We start from the raw sequence: 26,217 nt of genomic DNA, 5'->3' as shown, positions 1-26,217 counted from the left end.
TCAATCCTCCCAGCTAATCTGCCTGGACAACATAGTTATGAAATCCTGCCCATCCCATATCGGATCCATATCCACAGCCTTTCCTACCGGCACCACCCGATTGACTCCTTGGAGATGATTTTTCAACACATAATCAATTAAATCTTTCCCTCTGACTCCGTAATAAGTTACGGTCTGAAGCTGACGAAGTGCCAATGGACTCATAAAGTCCTTCCATTCTCCTACATATTGAAAAAACATTCCACAGTTTCCCATAACCTCTAAGGGGTTTGCGGGGATTTTTTTTAGCATGATTGTATACAGCAGATTGTTATAACGTTCAATCTGTATGTCATCATCGGATTCCATGGCAAACCTACATAAAGCTTCGTATTTTGCCGTTGCCTTGTGATTGTTTATCTCATATCCAGCTGCCGCCCTAACCACCGCTTCCCACCATATTCTTCGTGTGTTTCGATCTGCTTCTGTCTCCCCTTTCTGGTTCCACAAAACAAACCTAGGACTTGAGCAGGCATTTTGATCCATGGCATAGGAATCATTATAAAAACGGTGAGCCAGATCCTCAAGGACTTCCGGCTGGATGTCTCTCAAGCATCTGGTATCCAGAATACAAATGGAATAACGGTCCGGAAATACCATTTGTACTGCATCGGGCTTCATTGGCATACTTCGTAACGACATTATGGTTCTGTCTCCTCCCCATAAGACACACCCATCACACTGTTTGATCCATCTTTGAACCACGTCCTGTTCTTTCTTACATGTAAAGACAAAGATTCGTTCTCTTAATTTTTCATGCTCTGGCTCTTTTAGAAGCGAATCTATTTTTTTACACAACTCCCAGTCCTGCTTTTCTCCCCTTGAGGAAATCCGCGCTGCGCAGCTATTTCCAGCCAGCAGTCCCATAGTCAGGCTATAAGCAAACAATACCGGTACATTGGATGCCGGGATGTGAAAAATAATCCCTCTGCCAAGACGTGTCTTGTTCTCTTGATATCTCTTATTAAATTCCTCCATATGGGTTCTTCTGCACCAAAACCCAAAAGCTTTCGTCTCTTTCCGTTGATATGCACTCGTTCCCTGATCTCTGCGTATGATGACTGATAACTGATTTAAGAATTCCAAAACAGGCTCACAAAAAGGTTCCCATGGCTCTTCCACCAGTTTTCCAGTTCCCACAAGAACCTTCTCCTCATGCTTCATAGGTATCACTGCACCCCCTTATCTGTGCCTGTGAGATTCTACCTATTACTCTAAAATATTTTCCCAGACGACCACAGGGGCAATCATCCTCCCCCATAATAATCCCTTCATCTTCTGTCAGTATTGAATGTCCAGGATACGAATGAGGAAGAGGGGACAAAACCTGAATGATTCCTTTCTCTCCTCGGTTACAAGGGCTGAAATCTTCTGGTCTTCTGGTGATGATATCGGAATAAATACTGGCATGTAGATTTCCATGGGAACATTCCATATAAATACATCCGGACTGTTCTGCCATGCCGTAGTAATTGTGAATGGTTTTAATTCCAATCACCTCCTGAATTTCATTCTTGAACTTGTCGGAGGAAACGGACTCCGCCTGAAGCTTCTTCCAACCACCGCCATGTATCAGTATGGCATTTTTAAGGTTAAACTTTCTTTCAGATCGTCTAAGTACCTCATAAAAATACTTCCATATTATATAAGTAAATCCAAAGATCAATACCCGATTCCCCTGACAACCAATAAGGAATTCCTCGATTCCATTCACGTCCAATTCCATATCCTGATTCAGGGCATAACAGATCTTTGACGAAAATATAGAAAAGCCAAGAATCCCGGCACCTCTTGCTGAAAATAGGTTCCGGTTTTTTAAAACATCTGGACGATCCATAATTAAAAGTGGAAGTCGTGACGTTCCAAAAAAATCCGCACCTATGTGAGCCAGTGCCCTCTGTTGGTTGGTCGCAGTGTCTGCATCCAGATAGATTTTAGATACCTTCTGTCCAATCGTTCCTGAAGAAGTCATGGTTTTTTGTATCATATGATTAGGCACACTTTTCAACTCCATGTCTTTAAACACCCCAACGGGTAGCATTGGAATCTTTTCTTCCTCTTGTTTCACTCCCTCTGGGATGTGCAGCCCATTAAGAAATTTCCGGTATACATCACAATTCTGTCTATGGTAGGCAGTCATTTCTGAAAGCCATTCTCCATACAGCTTACTTTTCTCCTCTTTTTTAAGAGAGTAAGGTTTCCTGCCTAGAATTTTCTCGTAATCCACCCCATCTCTCACCTCCTGGTAAAATAGTAATGTATTTAAATGTTAACACCATATTTTTTCATAATCTCTTTTCCCTTTTCATACGAGGAAAAATCCATCACATCTGCAGTACTGATATGTATATCAAACACCTCTTCTAAATCAGCGATTAAGTCCATATGTCCAAGGGAGTCCCATGAGGAAATCCCTCTGTATTTGAGTCCAGTCAGGGCCTCCTCCTTTATTCTCAAATCCCGGACAAATAATTGATTATACCGTTCTAAATTTGTCATCGTCTGTTTCCTCCCTTTCAACCTTTACACAAAATAGCTCTTTTCTCATCATCTGCCGGCTATTAACCACAAGAACTCTGTCTCCCTTCTGATTTTTACAGGTACCACGGAAACTTCCCACATAGCAATCCTTTCTTTCCTCATAAGAGTAAAAAGATACGGTAACCTCGATAGTATCTCCAGGATAAACCGGCCGCATAAATCTGGCATTATGCTCTAAATATAAGGTCCCATCTCCTGGAAGTTTAGTCCCCATAACAGATGAAACCAGGGAATCTACAAACATTCCTGGAATAATAGGTCTGTCAAACCCTGCCTTTCGTGCCACCTCAACGTCTCTATGAATCCTGTTTTCATCTCCCGTCAGATTAGAAAAAGCCGTTGTATCCTCTCCTGTTATCCTTTTAGATAAAACCACTTTGTCATAGAGTTTAAGGATTTTTTTCCCCTCAGCCCTCTTTAACTCCTGTTCCATTTGGTGAAAACTTTCTTCATCCCATACGACAAAAACGTTCTTACGTGCGATTAAGCCATTGGTTTTCGCACATCTTCTACTACAACCACATACTACCATCCAGTAATCATACGTTTGTTCATTTAATGCCCCTTTGTATTCATGGGCAGGATTCTCTTCCATAAATCTTCTCACTCTTCTGGCTCTGTCGTACACTGGATTACAGCCACCACAGTATTTGATTCCTATTACCATTCAATCCTCCTGTTATTCCTGACATTCCAACATATATTGAAGTTTTTTCGCAGCTGGACTCAAAGGCCGGTTGGTATCACTTACAATACAGATATCACGCTCCGGAATTGGTTCATGCAGTTTTATTTCAACAATAACTCCCTGCTCAATCAAAGGACGGGCAAACTCCTCCGGTACAAAGCCAATGCCAAGATTTTTTGTTATAATTGGAAGAATCAGATCCATCGTTGCTACTTTAATTGCAGGCTGCATGGTCAATCCACAGGATCGGTAAAATTCCCTTAAAAAAGAAAATGTGGTAGTGGAACTTGACATAGTAATTAGTGGAAGTTTGGACAGTTCTGATAAGTACACAGTCCCAGAACCATATGCCTTGTACTTTACCCCACCCACTAATATGCTGTTAAAGGGCTTAACTCTGACCACCTTTATTGTCTGTTCCTGATCAAATGGTGTTGTTATAATAGCTAGATCAATCTTTCCTGCTTTTAACTCATCTAATGTCTGCTGCGTATTATGATTAAAAATATTTAATTTTACCTGTGGATATTGTTCCTGGAATAAGTTCAACCTTGCCACCAGATAAGATAACATAGCAACCTGTGTGGCTCCTACATTTATGTACTCATGCTGTTCTCCAAGAAGCTCTCCCAATTTTTCCTCTCCCTGGAACAGTTGTCTGCATGCGGGTTCCACGTAGCTGTAAAGCAATTCCCCTTCTTCTGTTAACCTGACCCCTTTTCTGGAACGAATAAAAAGCTTACATCCCAACAAGTTTTCCAGATTCTGCATACAATAGGTTACTGATGGTTGGCTTGTTACCAAGGCATTGGCTGCTCTGGTAAAATTTTTATATTTAGCCACATAATAAAAGACTTTATAATGCTCAAAATTTGCAGTCATACCATTACTTCTTTCTTTTTATTTTTGTCTACATTCATAAGATTATTAAATGACTCTAACATTTGACAAACATTCTACACGCTGATACACTCATTGCATAGGAGGTTTTTATATGGAGACTACATTGAAACAAATAGAAGCAATACTAGATGAAAAAGTGCGTCCAATCCTAAAGGAGCATGGGGGAGATGTAATAATACAAAGTCTGGAAGATCAGATCTTGAAAGTGAGACTTACTGGTAAATGTTCCAGATGTCCTGCTGCTCACAGTACAAATGAAGAACTGATTACATATGAAATCCAGACTGCCTTCCCCAATATAAAAGATGTCGTTCTGGTAGAAGAAATAAATCCAGAGCTGATTGATATGGCACACAAGATACTAAACCATCCGTTATAGCCTTTTTCTATTTCAATACCAGACCCGGAATTTTGATTCCGGGTCTGTAACTTGGTATCGTTATCCCCTCTCATCTCTCACTTGATCCAGTTTTACATTTCTTTTATAAAGCCACATATCATAACTGATTTCTATAAAATTCATAAAGTAGAAAAACCAGGAAAGAAAAAACAGCCAATCATTGGAAGAAGGTGCATACTGAAACAAAATAACCTTTCTGGCAATTCCAAAAATATACCCCAACCATATAAAAAACTCAAAATGCAGACTCTTTCCTTTTGCAGTTCTTGAAATATATGATTTATAGATTGAAAACGGCCAGGATAATCCAAATAAAACAATCATAAGCGTTTCCAATAAATTTGATACCATTGTTATATCCATAAGATACCCCCATAAATTTACAGTTCGAATGCTCCCCGAAAACGTTTCTCAAATTCTCCTATCAGCCCATCCCGAAATTGAGGTGCGGCAATTTTTATCAGTTCTCTCCCCCGTTCCCTTAGTGATTTCCCCCTTAAATGAGCAATTCCATATTCCGTTACAATATAATCAACATCATTTCTGCTAGTAGTTACCGCTGCTCCTTCCGTCAAAAAAGGGACGATCTTTGATATGGTTCCTCCCTTGGTGGTAGATCCAAATGCAATGACCGATCTTCCTCCGTTTGAAGCAGAAGCACCTCTGACAAAATCCATCTGTCCCCCGACAGCAGAATACTGCTTCAGTCCAATCGACTCCGCACAGACCTGCCCCATTAAATCGATTTGCAAAGCCGAATTAATGGATACTACATTATTATTTTGACTTATGACAAACGGATCATTTACGTAACTAACAGGCATCATGCAGATGGCCGGATTGTCATTCACAAAATCATACAATTGCCTGGTTCCCATCATGAATGTAACTACCATTTTACCTCTGTCTATATTTTTCTTTTTTCCAGTAATCGCACCTGTCTCAAACAGATCCATAACTCCATCGGATATCATCTCAGAATGAATCCCCAGATCCTTTTTATTCCCCAAAAACTTTAAAGCCGCATCTGGAATGGCCCCAATTCCAAGCTGAAGACAATCTCCATCCCGCACAAGACTCGCAATATTGGCTCCGATTTTTTCCTCTACTTCCCCAAGTTTAGGACGACCGTGTTCATGAATCGGCTCCTCACATTCCACAATCGATTCCAGCTTACTTACATGAATAAAATTATCCCCCATGACTCTTGGCATATTGGGATTTACTGCTCCAATTACCTTCGTTCCCGGTCTTTCTCCCACTTCCTTTGCAAAATCGCAGGATAACCCATAACTACAGTATCCATGTTCATCTGGCTGTGACAACGTTACAAGAAAAACATCTGCTGGTTCTGTATTGGTCACGAAATCAGGAATCTGGTGAAAGAAAACAGGCACGAAATCCCCTTTCCCTTCTGCAATATAGCTTCTGCTTCTGGTTCCTATAAATAGTGAGGAATATTTAAAATGTTTTTCCATCCCAGGTTCAAAATATTTACAGATTCCCATATCGTGCTGCTGAACAATATGGATATCTCTTAGATCCTGTTCCACTGCATAATCTACCATTGCACTGACAAGTAAATCCGGTTCTGCTGCCGCATGGGCTATTAACACCGTATCACCGGAACGGATTATTTTTACTGCTTCCTGAGGGGACGTTACCTTTAAAGCATACGTTTTTCTCCAATCCATACACTTACACCTCCTGATATGTTTCTGCAAATCGTCTCTCAAATTCTTCCGAAAGATCATCCCGAAATTGAGGCGCAGCAATCCCAATTAACTGACGCGCTCTTTCTCTGAGTGTGTTTCCCTTCATTTTAGCGATTCCGTATTCTGTTACAATATAGTCCGCATCATTCCTGCTGGTCGTTACAGTGCCTCCTTTGGTCAAATACGGTACAACCTTTGAAATCGTCCCCTTTTTGGCCGTGGAAGGAAAGGCTAGAATAGACCGTCCTCCCTTTGAGAACGAAGCCCCTCGAATAAAGTCCACCTGCCCACCGATCCCAGAAAACTGTTTTAATCCGATTGCTTCTGAACATGCCTCTCCCATAAGATTTACTTCTACGGAAGAATTGATGGAAACCAGGTGATCGTTCTTTCCTATCACAACCGGGTGATTGACATAATCCACCGGTGCCATATAAATGCCGGGATTGTCATCTGCGAAATCATACAATCGTTTTGTTCCCATAAGAAATGATACCACCATCTTATCCCGATTAAAATTCTTTGCCCGGCAGTTGATAACCCCCTTCTCAAACAGTTCAATCACGCCATCGGAAATCATTTCTGAATGGATACCTAAATCCTTTTTATCCCCAAGGAATTTTAAAACTGCATCCGGAATGGCTCCGATCCCAAGCTGCAAACAATCCCCATCGTTAACCAAAGAGGCGACGTGTTCCCCGATTGCCATCTCTACATCACCGACTTTAGGAAGTCCCAGTTCCGGTATTGGTGTGTCGTCTTCTACAATCACATCAATTTCACTTACATGGATAAAACTATCCCCCAGAGTACGGGGCATATTCGGATTTAAGACTGCAATCAGCTTCGCTTCTTCCACCTCTGCAGCTGGTTTTGTATAGTCACAAGAGACTCCAAAGCTGCAATATCCATCTTCATCTGGCAGAGACAAAGTAGCCAATACCACATCTGGCTGTTTGATATTCCGATAGAAATCAGGCGCCTGGTAAAAATAACAAGGCGTGAAATCCCCCCGCCCGCTGTTGACGCAATCTCTGGTCTTTGCCCCTAGAAAAAGGCTGTTTTCTCTAAAATGTTTTTCCATTCCCGGCTGGGCATAAAGGGAATGCCCCATATCCACCTGTTGAAAGATTTCAATGTCCCGTAAATCAGCAGCAACCGCATAATCCACCATAGAATCCACTAATTTTACCGGTTCCCCCACTGCATGACCGATTACCACACGGTCACCGGATTTTATAGTCTTAACAGCTTCTTCCATCGTTTTTAGTTTCGATGTATATAATTTTCTCCAATCCATACTTATGTAACCTCCCAGTTTTGATTTGTTTCAAAGCATTTATTCCTATTCTTTGATTTTTGCAATCGCTTTGGCAAGTTCTTTCTTCCTCCCTATGTTACCCTGACGTGATATCATAATGCGCTGTGCCTGTGGAGAACCCGCACCGTGCATGGATTCTGTCCGATAGCCCACCGCAGCCGTCCCAAGGGTCAAATTCTCAATTAGGCGGAGGATTCTAAGACGATTCTCTGTAGAAACTCCTTCGACTCCTTTTAAATACTTCCTCACATAGCCGCCGATCTCCGGACTGTTTAAATCCTTTTCAGAAGGAGCGGTTACCATAAGTCCTCCTGCAATGTCCTCTGCCAAACGGGCAATCTCATATGGGAATCTGGTTACATTCTGTTTGCATACATTGGCTAACAGAAGATCAATGATATAATTTCCTGATTCCGTCTGTGTTCCTTCGGCAGAACAGGCAATTCCACAGCAATATAACGTTTCATTTAAATGGGTCATTTCAATTAATTTATCTTTGATATGAGATACCTTTGGAACTCCGTTATAATCAGCAGCCAATGCAGTTGCACCAATTAAAACATCCCCTACCCCAACTTTACAGCCACCATAGGATTGTCTATGATACCCTGCGAAACGCTCAACCAGCATCCCAGCAAACTCAAACTCCCCGTTTAAAAAGATCCGGTCATTGGGAACAAATACATCATCAAATACCACCAATGCTTCCACACCGCCAAATTCACTGTTTCCAACATCTATCTCAGAGCCTTCCAGCTTCCTTGCATCACAGGACTGCCTTCCGATGATCATTGTAATTCCTTTCTCATCGGTAGGAACTGCAAAGGACACTGCAAAGTCTTTGTCATCGGGTCCCATTGAAACAGTAGGCATTACAATCACTTCCTGAGAATTGATAATTCCCGTTTGATGCGCCTTTGCCCCTCTTACCACGATTCCATCATCACGACGTTCTACAACCCTTAAATACAGATCCAGATCGGGTTGTGCATGGGGGGCCAATCCTCTATCACCTTTTGGATCTGTCATTGCTCCATCCACGGTTAAATCCTGATCCTGAACCATGCGGAGATATTTTTTAAAATTATCATGATAATGAGTTCCATACTTCTGATCAATCTCGTAAGTCGTGGACCACTCTGCGTTAAAGGCATCCATTCCCACACAGCGCTGGAAACAGGAAGCCGTTTTCTGACCGCATAGTCTCTGCATTTTAACCTTTTTAATCAGATCATCGGTACTTCTGTGAATGTTCGTAAAACGGTTAATTGTACGACCGTCATCTAACGTTACTGTCATTAGATCCTCATATTCCGGCATTTGTGCCAGATCATAAGTAGCCTTTACAGAATTAAGAGAGGGTCTTAATATTGGATGATCCACTGGATTTTCTATCTTTTTTCCAAACAGGTAAATGTTCAATTTCATGTTACGCATGTTTTCTACAAATTCTTCCCCTGACATTAATGCCATAACTCTCTTCTCCTTTTGCTGCACTCCTATTTAAATTCTTTGATTTGGAATCCAGACATAGATTTATTAATAAAGTTCCTGATAAATTTTCAAAACTCTCTCTGCATTCAACGGTACAAAATTATTTGCCATTAGTCTGCCCTGCTGTTCCATAACACTCTTTGTAAAAATCTCCAATTCCTGCTTTTTCACTCCGTATTCATGAAGTGGTTTCTTGGGAATCACGGTACCTAACAGTTCATCCAATTTGTCATAGACCACTTGGATATCACAACCCAGTAATCCGGACAGCATTTGGTTTAAAACTGCTATCTCACCGTCCTGTCGAATCTCCATATAATTTTTCAATACCCCTGTAAACATTGCATAATTGCTTTCTCCATGGGCGACATGATAGGAACCTCCCAGAGGATAGCTAGTGGCGTGAACTGCCGCACAACCTGCGGTTCCAAATGCGATTCCCGCATAATTACTGGCAATTAAAAAATCCTTCATAAGTGGCAGTCTGGCCTCTTTCCCATGAGCTGCAAGAATCTGATATCCATGAATAATCATCTCAATTGCACGATATCCAAACAGCTTCGTATAAGGAGTTGCCTTAGGCGAAAGACTCGATTCTACCGCATGAACCAGTGCATCAATGGAACTGGTTGCAAATACAGAAAACGGAAGTGCTTTTAAAAGCTCAGGGACGAGTACGGCATGATCTGCGTACATATTTGGGGATACGAGCCCCACCTTAGTGCCGAGCCTGGTTCGGTTGATAATTGAAATATTTGTGACCTCACTCCCCGTCCCGCAGGTCGTGGGCAGAATAATTAATTCATGTTTCTTTTTTATCTCTTCAGGATTTGAATAAAGAGAGTCAAGAGATTCTCCTGCTGATACTGCCAGTACTTTTGCAATATCAATGACAGAACCTCCGCCAATTGCTATGATTCGTTTACAGTTGCACTGTTCTGCTGTTTTTAAAATGGCATCCACCATGACATCTGTAGGTTCTCCTGTGCCATATGCTTCCTGATAAATGGTTGAAACGTTCAGATTCAGATGTCCGAAATACGGTTGATAGATGTATTCGTTTGTTAACACCAGATCCTGACTTCCCAAATTAAATTCTTTTGCAAATTCTGCACAGGTATCAAAATATGTAATCTGAGATTTTAAGATTATTTCATTCATTCCCTGCCCTCCTAAGCAAAAATTTCTTCATCCGATGGCTGTTTCCAATCCTTCTTAACAAATGCAATCCGGCTTTTGTTCATCAAATGAGTATAGAATAAGTTTTCACTGATCGCATTGTTGCCCCAGCTTCCGCATCCAAGAGTCGTAGTAGGATTTAAAGAATTTGCAAACGCTCCTCCTGCCATACTGGAACTGGTCTGGTTAACTACTACTCGGCTAACCGGCAGTTTTACACCTGCATATTCAATGTGCTCTTTGTTATCGGACTGGATATCTGCTGTGTGGCCTTCGCCTTCATAAAGCAGATTTTCATAGGCAATCTGGACTGCTTCCTCCCATGTCTTATAGCTGTATGCAGCCATAACCGGACACATCTTTTCCTTACTCCATACAACACCCTCACCATGTTTCTCTGGTTTTACTATCAGTACTTTTGTGTCATCCGGAACAGAAATTCCAGCTAATTTTGCAATTGTCTGCACAGACTGTCCAACTACCTTTTTATTGATCACACCATTTGGAAATACCACATCGGCCAGTTTGGTAAGCATTGTCTGGTCCTCTATATAATAAGCGCCCTTGGAAATAAACTCTTTTATAACCGTTTGGTAATCCTTTTGAGGAGCAATAATACTCTGGGTACCAGAACAGATTATCCCATTATCAAAGATACGGCTGGCTATCATACGGTCTGCTGCTGCTTTGTAATCAATTCCTTCATCTATAATTCCCTGAACATTCCCCGGTCCCACTCCGTAACTTGGTTTTCCACTGGAATACGCAGATTTTACAACTCCCATTCCACCAGTGGCAATTACCGCATCGCAGGCAGCCATCAGCTCATTGGTCAGTTCTATGCTGGGTTCCTCAATTACAAGGAAAATATCTCTTGGCACCCCCATACGATCTAATTCCTTATAATATAAATCTGCTACCGCCATAGCACATTTTTTACTCCGGGGGTGAGGCGCAATAATAATGCTGTTCTGACATTTTACTGCATACATGGCATTGCACATTGGAGTTACAATTGGATTGGTGCAAGGAGTGGCTGCTGCAATCACTCCCATTGGCTTAGCCATCTCAATGAGCCCTGCCGATTCATCCCTGTTAATGATGCCTATGGATTTCTTTCCTTTTAGTGAATTCCAAATAATTCTTGATTTTGCTTTGTTTTTAACAACCTTATCTTCATAGACACCCATTCTGCTTTCTTCCACTGCCAGCTTTGCCAGTGACTCTGCATGTTCAAAAATCACCTTTGCAAATGCCTTTACAATTTCATCTGTTTTCTTCTGGTCATAGGTACACAAAATCTGTTGCGCTTTCCTGGAACGTTCTACCAAAGTTTGAATCAATTGACTCATTTTATCTCCTCCTGAATAGTTATTTTTTTAACATTCTTTTCAATTTTTATTCTAACTCTTTTTCCAATCAAAGGAAAATACGAATAACTTATCATAAACAATAGGATTTTCGTATGGTATTTTTTTGCACTTTCACCAAATAAAATCGTTTCTTTAATTTTATAGACTTACAAATGATTGAATTGTTTTTTATATTTTGTTATTTTTTTAACAATAAAGGGATGCAAAGATACCGAAATCATACTTAGAATCGGTATCTTTGCTGGGGAATTTAAAATACACTTACAAAAGTACCAAGAATACTTCTTACATTACAGAAGTCGTTAGATAGATGGGACACAACGATTCTTTACTTCTTATCAATCAAAGTATATAATAGAATGAATCCTATGTAAAATATATATAATAGATATCCAGTATGTAATAAGTGTATATCAGTAATGGAGGTACCATGGAAATCACTTATGATTATTATCGAATTTTTTATTATGTGGCTACCTACAAAAGTTTTTCTCGTGCTGCTGACATTCTTATGAGCAACCAACCTAATATTTCAAAATTCATGAGCAATTTAGAAAATCAGTTGGGATGTAAGCTGTTTATCCGTTCCAATCGGGGGGTATCGCTAACTCACGAGGGGGGAAAACTTTTTAGACATGTATCCATTGCATATGAACAGATCCGGACTGCAGAGCTTGAACTTGCTACGGATCAAAGTCTTAGCAGCGGAATTATCACCATAGGCGTCAGTGAAACTGCGCTTCATGGTTTCCTTCTCCCTATCCTTGGAAACTTTCACAACCTTCACCCAAAAATTCGCTTGTGCATTTTAAATCACTCAACCCCCCAGGCAATTCAGGCATTAAAAGACGGAACCGTTGACTTTGCAGTTGCCACAACTCCCACTGACGTCAAGAAACCTTTAAAAGAAACGAGACTAAAGACTTTTCAGGAAATCTTAATTGGAAGCAGTCAGTATTCATTCCTCGCTACTCGCCCCCGTCATCTATGTGAGATCCTATCATATCCCTTAATTTGTCTCGGTAAAAATACAAAGACTTATGAATTTTATAAACGACTCTTTCTAAAATACAACCTTATTTTAAAACCAGATACAGAAACGGCAACCACAGGGCAGCTTCTTCCTATGATTAAAAATCATTTGGGAATTGGCTTTATTCCAGAACGTTTTGCAATGGAGTCCATAAAAAGCCAAGAAGTATATTCGATTCCTTTAATTGAGCCCATTCCAAGAAGAGGAATCTGTCTGGTAGAGGATTCAAGCCGTCCTCTCAGTATCGCCGCTAATTCCTTAAAATTAATGTTACTTTCCCATATTTCAAAATACGTAGATGCAACTGAAAAAGACCGGCATCCAAAGACACCGGTCCAGTATTAATTAGCTTAAGAAAATCACATTAAACTGAGCTCCTACATCTGGAGCAAGGGTTAACGTCAGTGGTGTTGCAGAGTTGTTTCTTAGTGTTAATACATCACCTGCCGTAAGGGTTAACATAGCCGTACCTGCGATACCTCCAGTTGCAATCAGAGCTGAAATAGTAGTTGATGCATCCACAGTCCCGTTTACTGCAATTGCAATAGCAGATCCGACACCAGCAGTAATACTAATATCATAGTCGATCTGATAAGTTCCCGTTGTCGGAACCGTTACAGTTGTCGTTCCAGCTGTATGTGTTACTCCACTTAACGGACCATTATTACTAAACGGAACATCGGCACCACCTACGACCGTGGCATCTGCAAGCGTTGCTAGTTGATAAACATAGCCGAATGTTGTAATTCCAGCTCCTGTCGGTCCGGTATCTCCTGTTGGGCCGGTGTCACCCGTTGGGCCAGTATCTCCTGTTGGGCCGGTATCTCCCGTTGGGCCAGTATCTCCCGTTGGGCCAGTATCTCCCGTTGGGCCAGTATCTCCCGTTGGGCCGGTATCTCCCGTTGGGCCGGTATCTCCCGTTGGGCCAGTATCTCCCGTTGGGCCGGTATCTCCCGTCGGACCTGTCGGCCCCGTTGCTCCCGTAGCTCCCGTTGCTCCCGTAGCTCCCGTTGGTCCCGTTGGTCCCGTTGGGCCGGTATCTCCTGTCGGACCCGTTGGGCCGGTTACTCCCGTTGGGCCAGTATTTCCCGTTGGGCCGGTGGACCCCGTATCTCCTGTCGGGCCGGTGGACCCAGTATCACCTGTTGGGCCGGTGGACCCGGTATCTCCTGTTGGACCCGTTGGACCTGTATCTCCCGTTGGGCCTCCTGACGGACCCGTTGGACCGGTTGATCCAGTTGGGCCAGTATCTCCCGTTGGACCCGTTGGGCCTGTATCTCCCGTTGGACCGGTGGACCCGCTAGATCCCGTTGCTCCCGTTGGACCTGTTGGACCCGTTGGGCCTGTTGGACCTGTTGGACCTGTTGGACCGGTATCTCCTATAACGATATCATCTTGTATCACTACTAGAGTACCAATTAACGGTACCGCTTGAGAATAGAAGATCGTTGCATTACTAACGTTTACAAGAGAAACTGTTACCGGAGCGATTGCTACATCTACAATACCAATTCCATACACCTCTCCAGTTTTAATTGGAGAGTTCCCTTCTAACAGATCTCCCTGAGAAGATGATAATGCAAAGGCTGTCCCAACTGTCGATTGGGACGACTGCGTTGCCAGCCACCAGTCTATTACATATCTACCTGCATCCAAAAAGGTCAGTATACCAGTCGCTGCATTGTAAGTGATACTCCCAGAGGAATAAACCGTTGTATCAAAGAGAACGTTAGCACCCGCAGCCACGGTTGCTCCGGTATTTAGTTCTATTTGAAGAGCACTATTTGCCATTGTAAATCCTCCTATTTAATTATTAAGCGTAAACATAGATAACGCTTAATAGTAATGTATGAAAGAGGGAATGGATCGGGTACTGCATTCATCAAATTAACAAAAGGACAAAGAGACAGGAGGACAAATCTGCCAAATCTTGCAGAGTTGTCCTCCTGTCCTAATAAATAACCTTATTTAAAAATCAAAGGAATCTATCATATGGATTTTCTGTGTTATATAGCATATCTTTGGGCTGATTAAATCCAATTTCATCTACACCAAGATATTTAAATATTTCAAACATTGCTTTTCCATAATGTCCAAAAGCAACTGCACCATGATGTGGATAGTTTTTCTCGATCAATACATGACGATAAAATCTTCCCATTTCTGATATTGCAAAGATACCTATGGAACCAAACGAACGGGTCGCTACTGGCAGAACCTCTCCCTGCGCGACGTATGCACGAAGAATATTATCTGCTGTACTCTGTAAACGGAAAAATGTAATATCTCCAGGAGCAATGTCACCTTCAAGAGTACCCTGAGTTACTTCCTCTGGAAGCGTTCTTGCCATAATCATCTGATACTTCATGGAACAAGCAGATAACTTTCTAGAGCAAGTATTGCCGCAATGGAATCCCATAAAGGTATCTTTGTGGGTATAGTTGTAATTGTCTTTAATACTCTCCTCATACATATCATCTGGAACCGTATTGTTAATATCGAGAAGGGTTACCGCATCTAGGCTGACACAAGTTCCAATAAATTCACTGAGCGCTCCATAAATATCCACTTCACAGGAAACTGGTATTCCCATTCCAGTCAGACGGCTATTCACATAACATGGAACAAAGCCAAACTGTGTCTGGAAAGCTGGCCAGCATTTGCCAGCAATTGCAACATACTTGCGGTATCCTTTGTGATCCTCTACCCAGTCAAGTAAAGTCAATTCATACTGAGCAAGTTTTGGAAGAATATCAGGCTTTTGATTGCCTTTCCCAAGCTCTTTTTCCATATCTTTTACCACATCTGGAATTCTGGGATCATCAGCATGTTTATTGAATGCCTCAAACAGATCTAATTCTGAATTCTCCTCAATTTCTACTCCCATATTATAAAGCTGTTTAATCGGAGCATTGCATGCAAGGAAGTTTAAAGGACGAGGCCCAAAACTTATAATCTTTAAGCTGGAAAGGCCAACCAAAGTCCGGGCAATCGGTAAAAATTCTTCTATCATATCTGCACATTCTTCTGCGGTTCCAATCGGATACTCTGGTATGTATGCCTTAATATTTCTGAGCTTTAAGTTATAGCTGGCATTTAACATACCGCAATATGCATCACCCCTGCCCTGAATTAAATTATCGCCACTTTCCTCTGCTGCCGCAACAAACATCACAGGACCATCAAAGTGTTTGGCAAGAAGTGTCTCTGAAATTTCCGGACCGAAGTTTCCAAGATACACAACAAGAGCGTTGCATTCTGCCTTTTTAATATCTTCCAGTGCCTGTACCATATGGATTTCACTCTCTACAATACAAACCGGACATTCATAGATATTCTTTGCATCGTATTTTTCTCCATACGCTTTTACCAACGCTTTTCTTCTGTTTACGGATAAAGATTCTGGAAAACAGTCTCTGCTAACTGCTACTATTCCAACTTTTAATTCTGGGATATTAATCATCTTATAACTCCTCCTATTATCTTGCAGGTAATTTACCTGATATAATGTTTCTAGATTGTTCGATTCTCTCCTATAATTCCAATATATGCTTCTTCTGGCAATCCACCTTCCGGATGTCCAATCAACCATTTATTTTTTGCAAACAACAATTGATCTTCCGGGTCAGTTACTGACTTTATCGGATCCAAATCTGTGTTTGTATCCTTAGGCAGAATGACGACACAACGAAATCCACTGTCCTCTACATGACAGGGGGCATAATGAAGCGTTGTAGCGTAAACCTCAATCACTGTATTTGCAGGAATGAGAAAAGCCTCCATCTGATCCGATGAATACGTATAATCCGAAGCAATGTCTTGCTGTTTCCCCAGGATCAAAACGAGATCAGTTACCGCAATGTTGATCTCTGAATTTCTATGGTACTCTACTGCATTTAATTTTTTATTATGACCGTTGCAATATCCGACTTGGATTGGCATCTGTCCATATAGTTTTTTCTCCATCTCCCTGGATACGAAAAGACATTCTAGTTCTTCCACTGATGGAACGTAGGTCACATCCCCAGGAAGGGGAGTTTTTTTCATCTTCTCCATTAGTTCCTGTATCTGATAACCCTTGATCACTTTTCCATAAGAGCGAAAGGCTGGATCTGTGACCTGTTTGATATCCATTCCCATAATCTTACCTCTCTTTTTTTATTCTCCGAATACAGCAATATAATCTTTTCTAAACTTCTCAATTCCCTGATCGGTAAGCGGATGCTTTGTCATCTGTAGAAATACCTGGTAAGGCACAGTTGCAATATCAGCTCCAGCTTTCGCACAATCAATGACATGAATTGGATTTCTTACACTGGCTGCGATAATCTCTGTTTCAATTCCATGCACCTGGAAAATCTCCATAATGTCTTCAACCAACTGGATTCCAGGCATAGAAATATCGTCAAGACGTCCTAAGAATGGAGATACATAAGAAGCACCTGCTCTTGCTGCTAAAAGTGCCTGAGCTGCAGAAAATACAAGTGTTACATTTGTGTGAATTCCCTCTGCTGTCAACACTTTTACTGCCTTTAGACCTTCTGCTGTCATAGGAATCTTTACTACCATATTGGGGTGAATGGCTGCAATTTCTCTGCCTTCTTTAATCATACCCTCAGCGTCAACGGTAGTTGCTTTTACCTCTCCGCTGATAGGACCGTCAACAATAGCAGCAATCTCACCGATAACTTGCTTAAAATCACGTCCCTCTTTCGCGATTAAAGATGGATTTGTAGTAACTCCACATATAACCCCCATCTCATTTGCCTTTTTGATCTCTTCTACATTTGCCGTATCAATAAAAAAACGCATATTCTTATCCTCCTGTTTTCCTTTTGCCTGTTTTAAATTGTTGATAGTTCTTTATAGCTGTCTTTTAGATTTACATACAACTTTTTATAAAGCGTATGGTATTTCTCATAACGCTGTACCTGCTGATCATCTGCCTCTGTTGATTTATCTTCACAGATTAACATCTTACATGCGGATTCCACACTCTCATAAATTCCGCATCCAACTCCAGCCAATATCGCAACTCCCAGCGCAGGGCCTTCCGTCTGAGCAACTGTTTTTACACTACAATTATACATATCCGCCAGCATCTGCCGCCACACCGGACTTTTTCCACCGCCGCCGCATGCCATCATCTGGTCTACGGTAATGCCCATCTCTTTCAGAATATCATTGCAGTCACTTAAAGAATAAGACACTCCTTCCATAACCGCACGAAGCATATGAGCTCTGGTATGTATGGCAGATAAGCCAAAAAATACGCCCCGACAGTCCGGATCTAGATGAGGCGTCCGCTCTCCCATGAGATAAGGCAGATAAATCAGTTTATCACTTCCTGCTTCTATCTTAGCTACATCCTGATTAATCAATTCGTACGCATCAATGCCCTGTTTCGATGCTTCCTCTATGTAATCCTGACAGAAATTATCCCGGAACCATTTAAGCGAAAGCCCCGCTGCCTGAGTAACCCCCATCACATGCCATGCACCTGGAACCGCACAACAACAGGTATGCACTCTGCCTTTGGGATCAATGGTAACTTGACTGCTGTGAGCAAACACAACCCCTGAAGTTCCAATGGTGGTAAAAGCAGTTCCATCCGTTACCACTCCTGTTCCCACCGCTGCTGCTGCATTGTCGCCAGCACCGCCAACTACCTTGGTTTTTTCGGAAAGTCCTGTTTTTTTGGCTATTTCTGGAAGAACGGTTCCAGTTACCTCACAGGATTCATAAACCTTACCCAAAAGATTAGGATCAATATGAAGCTTATCTAAAACCTCTTCTGACCAGCATCTGCCAGGAACATCTAAAAGTTGCATCCCACTGGCATCTGACACTTCAGTTGCAAATACACCAGTCAGCACAAAACGGATATAATCCTTGGGAAGTAAAATATGTCTGCACCGGCGATAGTTTTCTGGTTCATGGTTTCTTACCCATAAAATCTTGGCCGCAGTCCAACCGGTTAGCGGTGGGTTGGCTGTTATCTCAATCCAACGCTCTCTAGGCATAATCGCTAACATCTCATCCACTTCTGCACCCGTTCTCTGGTCACACCAGATAATCGAGGGGCGGATCACTTCATTCTTATCATCAAGCATAACCAAACCATGCATCTGTCCTGAAATCCCGATTCCCTTAATCTCTTCGCTTGATGCTCCTGACTCTTTAACCACCTTAGTAAGTGTTTCAATTACCGCATCCTGCCAGTCTTCTGGCTTTTGTTCCGCCCAACCGTTATTTGGCTGATAAAGCGGATATTCTTTGGATGCAGAAACTACAACATTCCCTTTTTCATCGAACAGAACTGTCTTTGTCGCAGATGTTCCCACATCAATTCCTATCAGATAATTCATCCTGTTACCTCCTGGTAAAATCTCTTAACTTGATTATAATATACATGCCATAAAAAAGCGTGCTATTATTTGTCCAAGTAATAGCACTTTCTTGCCTTTTTTCAAAAACTTGCTTTTTTATTTCTAGTTAAAGTAACCGGTTATTTCATGTGTCCCTCCTATCCTTTTATATGCTGCAAACAGCAACAGCATGTATCATTTTACATATCACAACGAGTGGTTTGTTTTCTTTGTTATAAGCATCGTTCCCGTAATTTGCGCATATCTGTTAAATAGGAGCAGGATATTTTTCCTATCAGGAAAAAAGATAGCAGTAATCAAGTCAAAAGGAGGGATTGTCATGTGTGGAATTGCCGGTTTTTATAATCCAAACCGAGATTACCAAATGAATCAATCTTATTATGAAACAATACTTTCAGATATGTCATCCATTCAAAAGCACCGGGGACCAGATGCTTTAGGAATGTGGCTTTTTCCACATGGGGGGCTAGCCCATGCCCGGTTATCCATTATCGACTTAGCAAATGGAAACCAGCCAATGAAAAAAACAGAAGCGGGTAAGACCTTTGGTATTGTATACAATGGAGAGATTTACAATACAAAGGAACTTCGAAATGATCTAATCCAAAAGGGACATTCATTTTCCACCACTTGCGATACGGAAGTAATCCTAACCGGCTATATGGAATATGGACCCGATTTTGCCAAACAGTTAAATGGAATCTTTGCTTATGCCATATTAGATCCCTACCGAGACTGCCTTTGCCTTTGCAGGGATCGTTCTGGGGTAAAACCTTTGTTTTATACCATACAGGACGAAGAAATTGTCTTTGCATCTGAGTTAAAAGGAATCTTTGCCTACCCAAAAATAAAACCAGTCCTTGACCGAATAGGATTAAACGAGGTGTTTTCCATTGGTCCTGCCCGAACATCTGGATGTGGCGTCTTTAAAAATATAAACGAACTGCTTCCTGGACATATGCTACTTTGTTCTGGTGATGGATTTCATCTAAGGTCCTATTGGAAACTCACAAGCAAACCTCACACAGACAGTTACGAAGAAACCATTGAAAAGACATCTTTTCTTGTAACAGACTCAATAAAAAGACAGATGGTTTCCGATGTTCCAATCTGTACTTTTTTATCCGGAGGTTTGGACTCAAGTCTGGTCTCAGCCGTTTGTGCGGCTGAATTGAAAAAAAAAGGAGAAAAGCTTACTACCTTTTCCTTTGATTTCGTCAACAATGATAAGTACTTTAAGGCCAGTGCTTTCCAACCTTCCCAAGATCGACCTTATGTAGATAAAATGGTGGAATTCCTTGATACTAATCATCATTATTTGGAATGTGACAACGTCACTCAGGCAGATCGTCTTTATGATTCCGTATTGGCACATGACCTTCCTGCAATGGGAGATATTGATTCCTCTATGCTGCATTTCTGTTCCCTGGTGAAACCGCTCAATAAAGTTACCTTAACAGGCGAATGTGCAGATGAGATTTTTGGTGGTTATCCCTGGTTTCATCGGGAAGATTGTTTCAAAGCCCACGCTTTTCCATGGACCATGGATTTAAAACCTAGAAAGGTTCTATTATCTGACGAATTTTTAGATTATTTACAGATGGACGATTATGTAAGAGAGGCTTATGAAAAATCAGTGGCTGAAACTCCATGTCTTCCTGGGGAACATAAAAAAGAAGCAAGAAGAAGAGAAATTTCTTACTTAAATTTAAGATGGTTTATGCAAACCCTGCTAAATCGTATGGACCGGGGAAGTATGTACTCTGGGCTAGAAGCCAGAGTCCCCTTTGCTGACCACAGAATCATTGAATATGTCTTTAATGTTCCATGGGATATGAAAACAAAGGATGGGGTTGTGAAAAATCTATTACGTCAAACTGGAAAAAACATACTTCCAGAGGAAATTGTGTTTCGGAAGAAATCACCCTATCCCAAAACCTATGACACCAATTATGAGACACTTTTAATCAATCGGGTTCGAGAAATGATGACAGATGTTTCCTCACCGGTTATGGAATTTCTAGATAAAAAGAAACTTGAACAATTCCTTATGAGCCCTTCCGATTACGGAAAGCCCTGGTATGGACAGCTCATGGCTGGTCCACAGATGCTTGCATACATTCTACAGGTAAATTACTGGCTAAAAGCTTACCACATTACCATTGTCTAAACCGATTCCATTGCGGTCTCTTTCGCAAAGAGGCCGTATTTTCACATATTTTTACACTTTGTTAAAATTTTGTAAGTATAGAAAGAAAACCGTAAGACCGTTCCTTCCTTATTTATGGTAAAATAAAATTGGTAAAACCAAACAGAAATGGGGAATTAATATGAAAAAATACAGCATTGGAGAAGTTTCAAACCGTTTGGGGCTAAGCCGGGATACCCTTCGTTTCTATGAAAAAAGAGGAATCATACAACCACATAAACTAAAAAACGGTTATAGAAGCTATACCTATGAAGATATCCGGCAATTGTTAAACATTATGTTTTACCGAAGACTCAATTTTAGTTTAGAGGATATTGAACGAATCTTGTATAAAAGTACATTTCATTCCAGACGTTCTATGATTCAGGAAAAGATTGCAGAAGAAAAACAGCAAGTAGAACAGCACAGACAGTCTCTGGTTCATTTAAACCAATTAAAAGCCCTATACGACAGCGTGAAACGTGACTTAGGTCATTATAAAATAAAATCATTTCCGCCTAGTTATATCTTGCCAGAAGATGCGTTGAATGATCTTGGTGTATCTGACCTTTGTTATCTTTTAAATGAATATCCTTTAGAGAGACGCCAGGGAAAGGAAACCAGCCAAGTATTTTTACTTACTATGGATACTGCCTCTGTCATGAAATTAAAACCAGAGCTGAAACACCAATCCGTTCTTTCTTATGATCAATGTGTTTACACCATTCTCGCATCAGAAACTCCCAACCCAGATCCACAAACGATTCAAGCTGCTGCAAGCTGGGCTTATGAAATGGGATATTCCCTTTCTGGCACTGCATTCAGCAAATATCTGCCCCAGTGCGCCTTTGACGATGTTGTTCCTCAAAGCGAAGCCATAAAAGAAGGCGATCCGGTTCACTATATTGAGCTTTACCTACCACTTCGCTCTCCGGTGGACTCACTGAAACAGAAGTAAAAAAAACAGGAAATCTGATATCTTCTAACCTCAGATTTCCTGTTTCCTTTTGTTTATTTAAAATAATTAACACCCGATTCAAAAATTTTCATGTCCTGTTCTCCATAGATATTAATGGCTACGGAATCGCCCCGCCGCTCAGAGTGTGCCATTTTCCCCAGAATCCGTCCATCTGGACTGGTAATCCCCTCTACTGCCAGATACGAACCATTGGGGTTCCAGTCTTCATCCATGGTAGGAGTTCCAGACGCATCCACATATTGAGTCGCGATCTGGCCGTTTTCTATTAACTTTTTCATCCATTTCTCACTGGCTGCGAACCGTCCTTCGCCATGAGAAGCTGGATTACAGTATACTCCACCCAACTGGGCTCCCGAAAGCCATGGGGATCGGTTGGAAGTCACTTTCGTATAAACCATTTTTGAAACATGACGTCCGATGGTATTCATTGCAAGGGTAGGAGAATCTTCTCTTTGCTGGGTGATGGCTCCTTCTGGAACCAATCCCAGTTTGATCAGAGCCTGAAACCCATTGCAGATTCCAAGCATGAGACCATCTCTTTCATTGAGCAGCCTGGTAATCTCCTCCTTGATCCCTTCATTGCGAAATACAGCAGCAAAAAACTTTGCCGATCCATCTGGTTCATCACCAGCGGAGAATCCACCTGGGAACATCACAATCTGGGCGTTTTTAATCTCTTTCTGATACATCTGAACAGACTCTTTGATCCCCTCTGCCGTCAGATTACGGAAAACTTTTGTTTCCACCTTGGCTCCTGCCAGTTCAAATGCCCGGAGGCTGTCGTATTCACAATTCGTTCCTGGAAATACCGGAATGAATACTCTTGGTTTGGCGACTTTGTTTTTACATACATAAATCTCTTTTGTATCATAAAAAACTTCCTTCACCAATTGACCTTTTGCACCAGATTCTGTAGGATAGACCTCTTTTAATGGCTCTGTCCATGCATGCAATGCATCTTCCATGGGAATAGAACTGTTCTGATATTCAAATATTCCCTGTTTCGTCACTTCACCAATTACCGTACATGGAAGCGAAAGCTTTGATACCTGGTCTTTTGGAACTTCGCATACAACATTTCCCCAGCCTGCCGCGAAAAATTCATCTGGACTGATTTGATCTCCGATCCTTACTCCCATGTGATTGCCGAACGCCATTTTGCTTACAGCCTCACAGATGCCGTGACGTTCCACTGCATATGCAGAAACAACCCGGTGTGCAAGGATGTCTTCGTATAATTTTTCATATCCATCCATAATCTGCGGATAAACAGGCAAATCATAGGCATCCCTTTCGATATGAAATACCACGATACTATTTCCTTCCTTTTTAAACTCCGGTGAGATAATGTGCTTCCCATTTGCCACATCAACTGCAAAGGAAACCAGAGTCGGCGGCACATCAATGTCCTGAAACGTCCCGGACATACTGTCTTTTCCTCCGATGGAAGGAAGTCCAAATCCCATCTGGGCATGATAAGCACCTAATAAAGCTGCAAAAGGCTGGCTCCACCGCTTTGGATCTTCTGACATTCTGCGGAAATACTCCTGGAACGTAAACCGTATGTTCTTAAAATCGCCTCCTGCTGCCGCTATTTTAGCAACGGAAGTCAATACTGCATAGATTGCTCCATGATACGGGCTCCATTTGGTCAGATAAGGATCAAACCCACAGCTCATTATGGTTACGGCATCGGTCTTTCCTTTTAATACGGGAAGTTTTGCAACCATTGCCTGAGATTCTGTCAACTGGTATTTTCCCCCGTAAGGCATGAGTACACTGCCTGCACCGATGGAACCGTCAAACATCTCCACAAGTCCTTTTTGAGCGCAGACATTTAAGTCAGATAACGTAGAAAGCCACTGTTTCCGTACATCATTGCCCGTTTTTCTCACAAACGAACTCTCTGTTTTTTCTGGCATTTCGATCTCGACAGAGGCTTCCTGATGGGCTCCATTGGTATCCAAAAAGGCTCGGCTGATATTGACAATCGTCTTCCCTCTCCAGTTCATAACAAGCCTTGGTTCTTTCGTGACTACTGCTACTTTTACCGCTTCCAAATTCTCTTCTGCTGCATAGGAAAGAAATTGATCTTCATCTGCCGCATCGATCACAACTGCCATTCTTTCCTGAGACTCAGAGATAGCGATTTCAGTTCCATCCAGTCCAGCATATTTTTTAGGCACCTGATCTAAATTGATCTCCAGTCCATCTGCGAGTTCTCCAATGGCAACCGACACTCCTCCTGCTCCAAAATCGTTGCATTTTTTAATGATCCGGCTTGCCTCTTCTCTGCGGAACAACCGCTGGATCTTACGTTCGGTTGGTGCATTTCCCTTTTGCACTTCCGCACCACATGTTTCGATGGATTCTTCCGTATGAACTTTTGAAGAACCAGTGGCACCTCCACAGCCGTCCCGACCAGTCCTACCTCCCAGCAAGACAATCACATCCCCTGGGTCTGAGGTTTCCCGAATTACATTCTTTCTTGGAGCAGCACCCATGACAGCTCCGATTTCCATTCGTTTTGCCACGTAGTCCGGATGATAGATTTCTTTTACATAACCAGTCGCCAGCCCAATCTGATTCCCATAGGAACTATACCCTCTTGCTGCACCTGTCACGATCTTTCTTTGAGGCAGTTTTCCCTTAAGCGTATCATGAAGAGGCTTCGTTGGGTCAGCTGCACCCGTTACCCGCATTGCCTGATAGACATAAGTCCGACCGGAAAGAGGATCTCGTATGGCTCCACCCAAACAGGTAGCAGCACCACCAAATGGCTCAATTTCCGTGGGATGATTGTGCGTTTCATTTTTAAAATTAACCAGCCATTCTTCCTCTACTCCATCAATGGTAACTGGAACCACAATGCTGCAGGCATTGATTTCATCCGATACTTCCAGATCTTCCAGTTTCCCATCCTTCCGAAGTTTTTTCATTGCCATCAAAGCAAGGTCCATAAGACAAACAAACTTCCCACTCTTATCTTTTAACACTTCTTCCCGATCCGATAAGTACTGACGGTACGTATCTTCCATGGGCTTCTTGTATGCACCCTCCTGAAAAAACACCTCTTTTAATTCTGTCTGGAACGTTGTATGACGGCAGTGATCCGACCAATAGGTATCCAACACACGAATTTCTGTCATGGATGGATCTCTTTTTTCCTCTTCCCGATAATAACTTTGGATATGAAGAAAATCCTGAAATGTCATGGCAAGGTGGAACGTATCATATAAGTTCTTTAATTCTTTTTCGGTCATCGCCTGAAATCCACAAAGAATAGCAACCTCTTGTGGAATATCAAAAACAGTTACCAGTGTTTTAGGCTTTTTCTCTTCTGCTACCCTGGAATCCACAGGATTCACACAGTAAGATTTTATCTCTTCCACCTGTTCTTTTGACAGATCTCCAGATATGACATAAGTGATAGCTGATTTAATAACAGGTGTTTCTTCTTCCTTTAAAAGTCTGACACACTGCTCTGCCGAGTCCGCCCGTTGATCAAACTGACCTGGGAGATATTCTACGGTAAACATAACATCCAACTCATTATGGGGGAAACTCTCTTCATACACCTGATCAAGTGGAGGCTCAGAAAAAACAGAAGTAAGAGCCAGCCCATACGTTTCATCCGATAAATTTTCCACATCATAACGGATGAGAATCCTCACTTCATTTACCGCCTGGATCCCCAGATAATTTGCAATTTCCTCTTTTAGTTCATTCGCTTTTACGGCATAAGCGGACTTCTTTTCAACGTATATTCTTCTTACATTCATAATTTCCTCCTTATAAAGAATCCTTATGATTCATCAGGTTCTTCCATCCCTCTTATTCTTGTACCATCATAACATAAATTATAACGATTAGTGAAATTAATATATCTTATGTTATTAATCAGTATTATTAATAAATGAATTCCCGATTCCACTCTGAGGCAGAAAGTACTTTCTTATCAGAAACTATTTCGAC

General features: G+C 41.7%; 21 protein-coding genes. 4 read left to right on the top strand and 17 right to left on the bottom strand.

Annotated features, from left to right (window positions below; translation table 11 throughout):
• From EFT72_RS16395 to EFT72_RS16375, 5 genes are read right to left on the bottom strand one after another with little or no spacing between them, the layout of a single operon-like run.
• A complete protein-coding gene (locus tag EFT72_RS16395; protein ID WP_243110047.1) occupies positions 1–1,203 on the bottom strand; it encodes an acyl-CoA reductase in 1,203 nt (400 codons plus the stop codon).
• Positions 1,193–2,266, bottom strand: a complete 1,074-nt coding sequence (locus tag EFT72_RS16390) for an acyl-protein synthetase (protein ID WP_124067995.1) — start codon at positions 2,264–2,266, stop codon at positions 1,193–1,195. Before EFT72_RS16390 ends, EFT72_RS16395 begins: the two co-directional genes overlap by 11 nt.
• A gap of 35 nt (positions 2,267–2,301) precedes the next feature.
• Positions 2,302–2,538, bottom strand: a complete 237-nt coding sequence (locus EFT72_RS16385) for an acyl carrier protein (RefSeq protein ID WP_124067994.1) — start codon at positions 2,536–2,538, stop codon at positions 2,302–2,304.
• Positions 2,516–3,247 (bottom strand): MaoC family dehydratase, encoded by a 732-nt coding sequence (locus tag EFT72_RS16380; protein WP_124067993.1) that lies wholly within the window; start codon positions 3,245–3,247, stop codon positions 2,516–2,518. Before EFT72_RS16380 ends, EFT72_RS16385 begins: the two co-directional genes overlap by 23 nt.
• Positions 3,248–3,259: 12 nt before the next feature.
• Positions 3,260–4,150: a LysR family transcriptional regulator gene (locus EFT72_RS16375; RefSeq protein WP_124067992.1), complete on the bottom strand. Its 891-nt coding sequence runs from the start codon at positions 4,148–4,150 to the stop codon at positions 3,260–3,262.
• A 112-nt stretch (positions 4,151–4,262) separates the two neighbouring features.
• Here EFT72_RS16375 and EFT72_RS16370 point away from each other — a divergent pair, with 112 nt between their 5' ends.
• Positions 4,263–4,550, top strand: coding sequence for a NifU family protein (locus tag EFT72_RS16370; RefSeq protein ID WP_124067991.1), 288 nt, complete (start codon positions 4,263–4,265; stop codon positions 4,548–4,550).
• Positions 4,551–4,610: 60 nt separating this feature from the next.
• Here the strand turns inward: EFT72_RS16370 and EFT72_RS16365 are convergent, their stop codons facing one another.
• The 6 genes from EFT72_RS16365 to EFT72_RS16340 all read right to left on the bottom strand — a co-directional run bounded on the left by EFT72_RS16365 (position 4,611) and on the right by EFT72_RS16340 (position 11,632).
• Positions 4,611–4,934 carry a hypothetical protein gene (locus tag EFT72_RS16365; protein ID WP_243110045.1) on the bottom strand — a complete coding sequence of 108 codons (324 nt, stop codon included), beginning with the start codon at positions 4,932–4,934 and terminating at the stop codon, positions 4,611–4,613.
• Positions 4,935–4,951: 17 nt separating this feature from the next.
• Positions 4,952–6,265, bottom strand: a complete 1,314-nt coding sequence (locus tag EFT72_RS16360) for an acetyl-CoA hydrolase/transferase C-terminal domain-containing protein (protein WP_124067990.1) — start codon at positions 6,263–6,265, stop codon at positions 4,952–4,954.
• A 4-nt stretch (positions 6,266–6,269) separates the two neighbouring features.
• On the bottom strand, positions 6,270–7,586 hold the full coding sequence (locus EFT72_RS16355) for an acetyl-CoA hydrolase/transferase C-terminal domain-containing protein (protein ID WP_124067989.1): 1,317 nt from the start codon (positions 7,584–7,586) through the stop codon (positions 6,270–6,272).
• A gap of 45 nt (positions 7,587–7,631) precedes the next feature.
• A complete protein-coding gene (locus EFT72_RS16350; protein WP_124067988.1) occupies positions 7,632–9,080 on the bottom strand; it encodes a 4-hydroxyphenylacetate 3-hydroxylase family protein in 1,449 nt (482 codons plus the stop codon).
• 66 nt (positions 9,081–9,146) lie between these two features.
• The gene (locus tag EFT72_RS16345) at positions 9,147–10,262 is read right to left on the bottom strand and encodes a 4-hydroxybutyrate dehydrogenase (protein WP_124067987.1); all 1,116 of its coding nucleotides are present in this window, start codon (positions 10,260–10,262) and stop codon (positions 9,147–9,149) included.
• Between the two features lie 11 nt (positions 10,263–10,273).
• Complete coding sequence (locus EFT72_RS16340; protein WP_124067986.1) at positions 10,274–11,632, bottom strand: aldehyde dehydrogenase family protein; 1,359 nt, start codon at positions 11,630–11,632, stop codon at positions 10,274–10,276.
• A 451-nt stretch (positions 11,633–12,083) separates the two neighbouring features.
• On the opposite strand from EFT72_RS16340, the gene EFT72_RS16335 reads away from it, so the two are divergent.
• Positions 12,084–13,031 carry a LysR family transcriptional regulator gene (locus EFT72_RS16335; RefSeq protein ID WP_124067985.1) on the top strand — a complete coding sequence of 316 codons (948 nt, stop codon included), beginning with the start codon at positions 12,084–12,086 and terminating at the stop codon, positions 13,029–13,031.
• Here EFT72_RS16335 and EFT72_RS16330 read toward each other — a convergent pair whose 3' ends face one another.
• The 5 genes from EFT72_RS16330 to xylB all read right to left on the bottom strand — a co-directional run bounded on the left by EFT72_RS16330 (position 13,032) and on the right by xylB (position 19,054).
• A complete protein-coding gene (locus tag EFT72_RS16330) occupies positions 13,032–14,477 on the bottom strand; it encodes a collagen-like protein (RefSeq protein ID WP_243110044.1) in 1,446 nt (481 codons plus the stop codon).
• Between the two features lie 184 nt (positions 14,478–14,661).
• The gene (locus EFT72_RS16325; protein ID WP_124067984.1) at positions 14,662–16,149 is read right to left on the bottom strand and encodes an L-fucose/L-arabinose isomerase family protein; all 1,488 of its coding nucleotides are present in this window, start codon (positions 16,147–16,149) and stop codon (positions 14,662–14,664) included.
• Positions 16,150–16,199: 50 nt separating this feature from the next.
• Entirely contained in the window at positions 16,200–16,820 is a 621-nt protein-coding gene (locus EFT72_RS16320; RefSeq protein WP_124068017.1) for a DUF4867 family protein, read from the bottom strand.
• A gap of 24 nt (positions 16,821–16,844) precedes the next feature.
• A complete protein-coding gene (fsa, locus tag EFT72_RS16315) occupies positions 16,845–17,498 on the bottom strand; it encodes a fructose-6-phosphate aldolase (protein WP_124067983.1) in 654 nt (217 codons plus the stop codon).
• 32 nt (positions 17,499–17,530) lie between these two features.
• Positions 17,531–19,054 carry a xylulokinase gene (xylB, locus tag EFT72_RS16310; protein WP_124067982.1) on the bottom strand — a complete coding sequence of 508 codons (1,524 nt, stop codon included), beginning with the start codon at positions 19,052–19,054 and terminating at the stop codon, positions 17,531–17,533.
• Positions 19,055–19,394: 340 nt separating this feature from the next.
• Between xylB and asnB the strand changes: the two genes are divergently transcribed.
• Positions 19,395–21,245 carry an asparagine synthase (glutamine-hydrolyzing) gene (asnB, locus tag EFT72_RS16305; RefSeq protein ID WP_124067981.1) on the top strand — a complete coding sequence of 617 codons (1,851 nt, stop codon included), beginning with the start codon at positions 19,395–19,397 and terminating at the stop codon, positions 21,243–21,245.
• A gap of 160 nt (positions 21,246–21,405) precedes the next feature.
• Complete coding sequence (locus EFT72_RS16300; protein ID WP_124067980.1) at positions 21,406–22,221, top strand: MerR family transcriptional regulator; 816 nt, start codon at positions 21,406–21,408, stop codon at positions 22,219–22,221.
• 53 nt (positions 22,222–22,274) lie between these two features.
• On the opposite strand, the gene EFT72_RS16295 is transcribed toward EFT72_RS16300, so the two are convergent.
• Entirely contained in the window at positions 22,275–26,024 is a 3,750-nt protein-coding gene (locus EFT72_RS16295) for a phosphoribosylformylglycinamidine synthase (protein WP_124067979.1), read from the bottom strand.
• Positions 26,025–26,217 lie beyond the last annotated feature (193 nt).

The organism is Clostridium sp. E02 (assembly GCF_003833015.1).
Classification (GTDB): Bacteria; Bacillota; Clostridia; order Lachnospirales; family Lachnospiraceae; genus Lacrimispora.
Note: the sequence above shows the minus strand (reverse complement) of the source record. Positions and strands in the feature narration are given on the sequence as shown.

What these genes read in the sequence shown, in the direction of transcription:
- EFT72_RS16395 (WP_243110047.1), bottom strand. Translation starts at nt 1,203, where the DNA reads ATGAAGCATGAGGAGAAGGTTCTTGTGGGAACTGGAAAACTGGTGGAA.
- EFT72_RS16385 (WP_124067994.1), bottom strand. Translation starts at nt 2,538, where the DNA reads ATGACAAATTTAGAACGGTATAATCAATTATTTGTCCGGGATTTGAGA.
- EFT72_RS16380 (WP_124067993.1), bottom strand. Translation starts at nt 3,247, where the DNA reads ATGGTAATAGGAATCAAATACTGTGGTGGCTGTAATCCAGTGTACGAC.
- EFT72_RS16375 (WP_124067992.1), bottom strand. Translation starts at nt 4,150, where the DNA reads ATGACTGCAAATTTTGAGCATTATAAAGTCTTTTATTATGTGGCTAAA.
- EFT72_RS16370 (WP_124067991.1), top strand. Translation starts at nt 4,263, where the DNA reads ATGGAGACTACATTGAAACAAATAGAAGCAATACTAGATGAAAAAGTG.
- EFT72_RS16365 (WP_243110045.1), bottom strand. Translation starts at nt 4,934, where the DNA reads ATGGATATAACAATGGTATCAAATTTATTGGAAACGCTTATGATTGTT.
- EFT72_RS16360 (WP_124067990.1), bottom strand. Translation starts at nt 6,265, where the DNA reads ATGGATTGGAGAAAAACGTATGCTTTAAAGGTAACGTCCCCTCAGGAA.
- EFT72_RS16355 (WP_124067989.1), bottom strand. Translation starts at nt 7,586, where the DNA reads ATGGATTGGAGAAAATTATATACATCGAAACTAAAAACGATGGAAGAA.
- EFT72_RS16350 (WP_124067988.1), bottom strand. Translation starts at nt 9,080, where the DNA reads ATGGCATTAATGTCAGGGGAAGAATTTGTAGAAAACATGCGTAACATG.
- EFT72_RS16345 (WP_124067987.1), bottom strand. Translation starts at nt 10,262, where the DNA reads ATGAATGAAATAATCTTAAAATCTCAGATTACATATTTTGATACCTGT.
- EFT72_RS16340 (WP_124067986.1), bottom strand. Translation starts at nt 11,632, where the DNA reads ATGAGTCAATTGATTCAAACTTTGGTAGAACGTTCCAGGAAAGCGCAA.
- EFT72_RS16335 (WP_124067985.1), top strand. Translation starts at nt 12,084, where the DNA reads ATGGAAATCACTTATGATTATTATCGAATTTTTTATTATGTGGCTACC.
- EFT72_RS16330 (WP_243110044.1), bottom strand. Translation starts at nt 14,477, where the DNA reads ATGGCAAATAGTGCTCTTCAAATAGAACTAAATACCGGAGCAACCGTG.
- EFT72_RS16325 (WP_124067984.1), bottom strand. Translation starts at nt 16,149, where the DNA reads ATGATTAATATCCCAGAATTAAAAGTTGGAATAGTAGCAGTTAGCAGA.
- EFT72_RS16320 (WP_124068017.1), bottom strand. Translation starts at nt 16,820, where the DNA reads ATGGATATCAAACAGGTCACAGATCCAGCCTTTCGCTCTTATGGAAAA.
- fsa (WP_124067983.1), bottom strand. Translation starts at nt 17,498, where the DNA reads ATGCGTTTTTTTATTGATACGGCAAATGTAGAAGAGATCAAAAAGGCA.
- xylB (WP_124067982.1), bottom strand. Translation starts at nt 19,054, where the DNA reads ATGAATTATCTGATAGGAATTGATGTGGGAACATCTGCGACAAAGACA.
- asnB (WP_124067981.1), top strand. Translation starts at nt 19,395, where the DNA reads ATGTGTGGAATTGCCGGTTTTTATAATCCAAACCGAGATTACCAAATG.
- EFT72_RS16300 (WP_124067980.1), top strand. Translation starts at nt 21,406, where the DNA reads ATGAAAAAATACAGCATTGGAGAAGTTTCAAACCGTTTGGGGCTAAGC.
- EFT72_RS16295 (WP_124067979.1), bottom strand. Translation starts at nt 26,024, where the DNA reads ATGAATGTAAGAAGAATATACGTTGAAAAGAAGTCCGCTTATGCCGTA.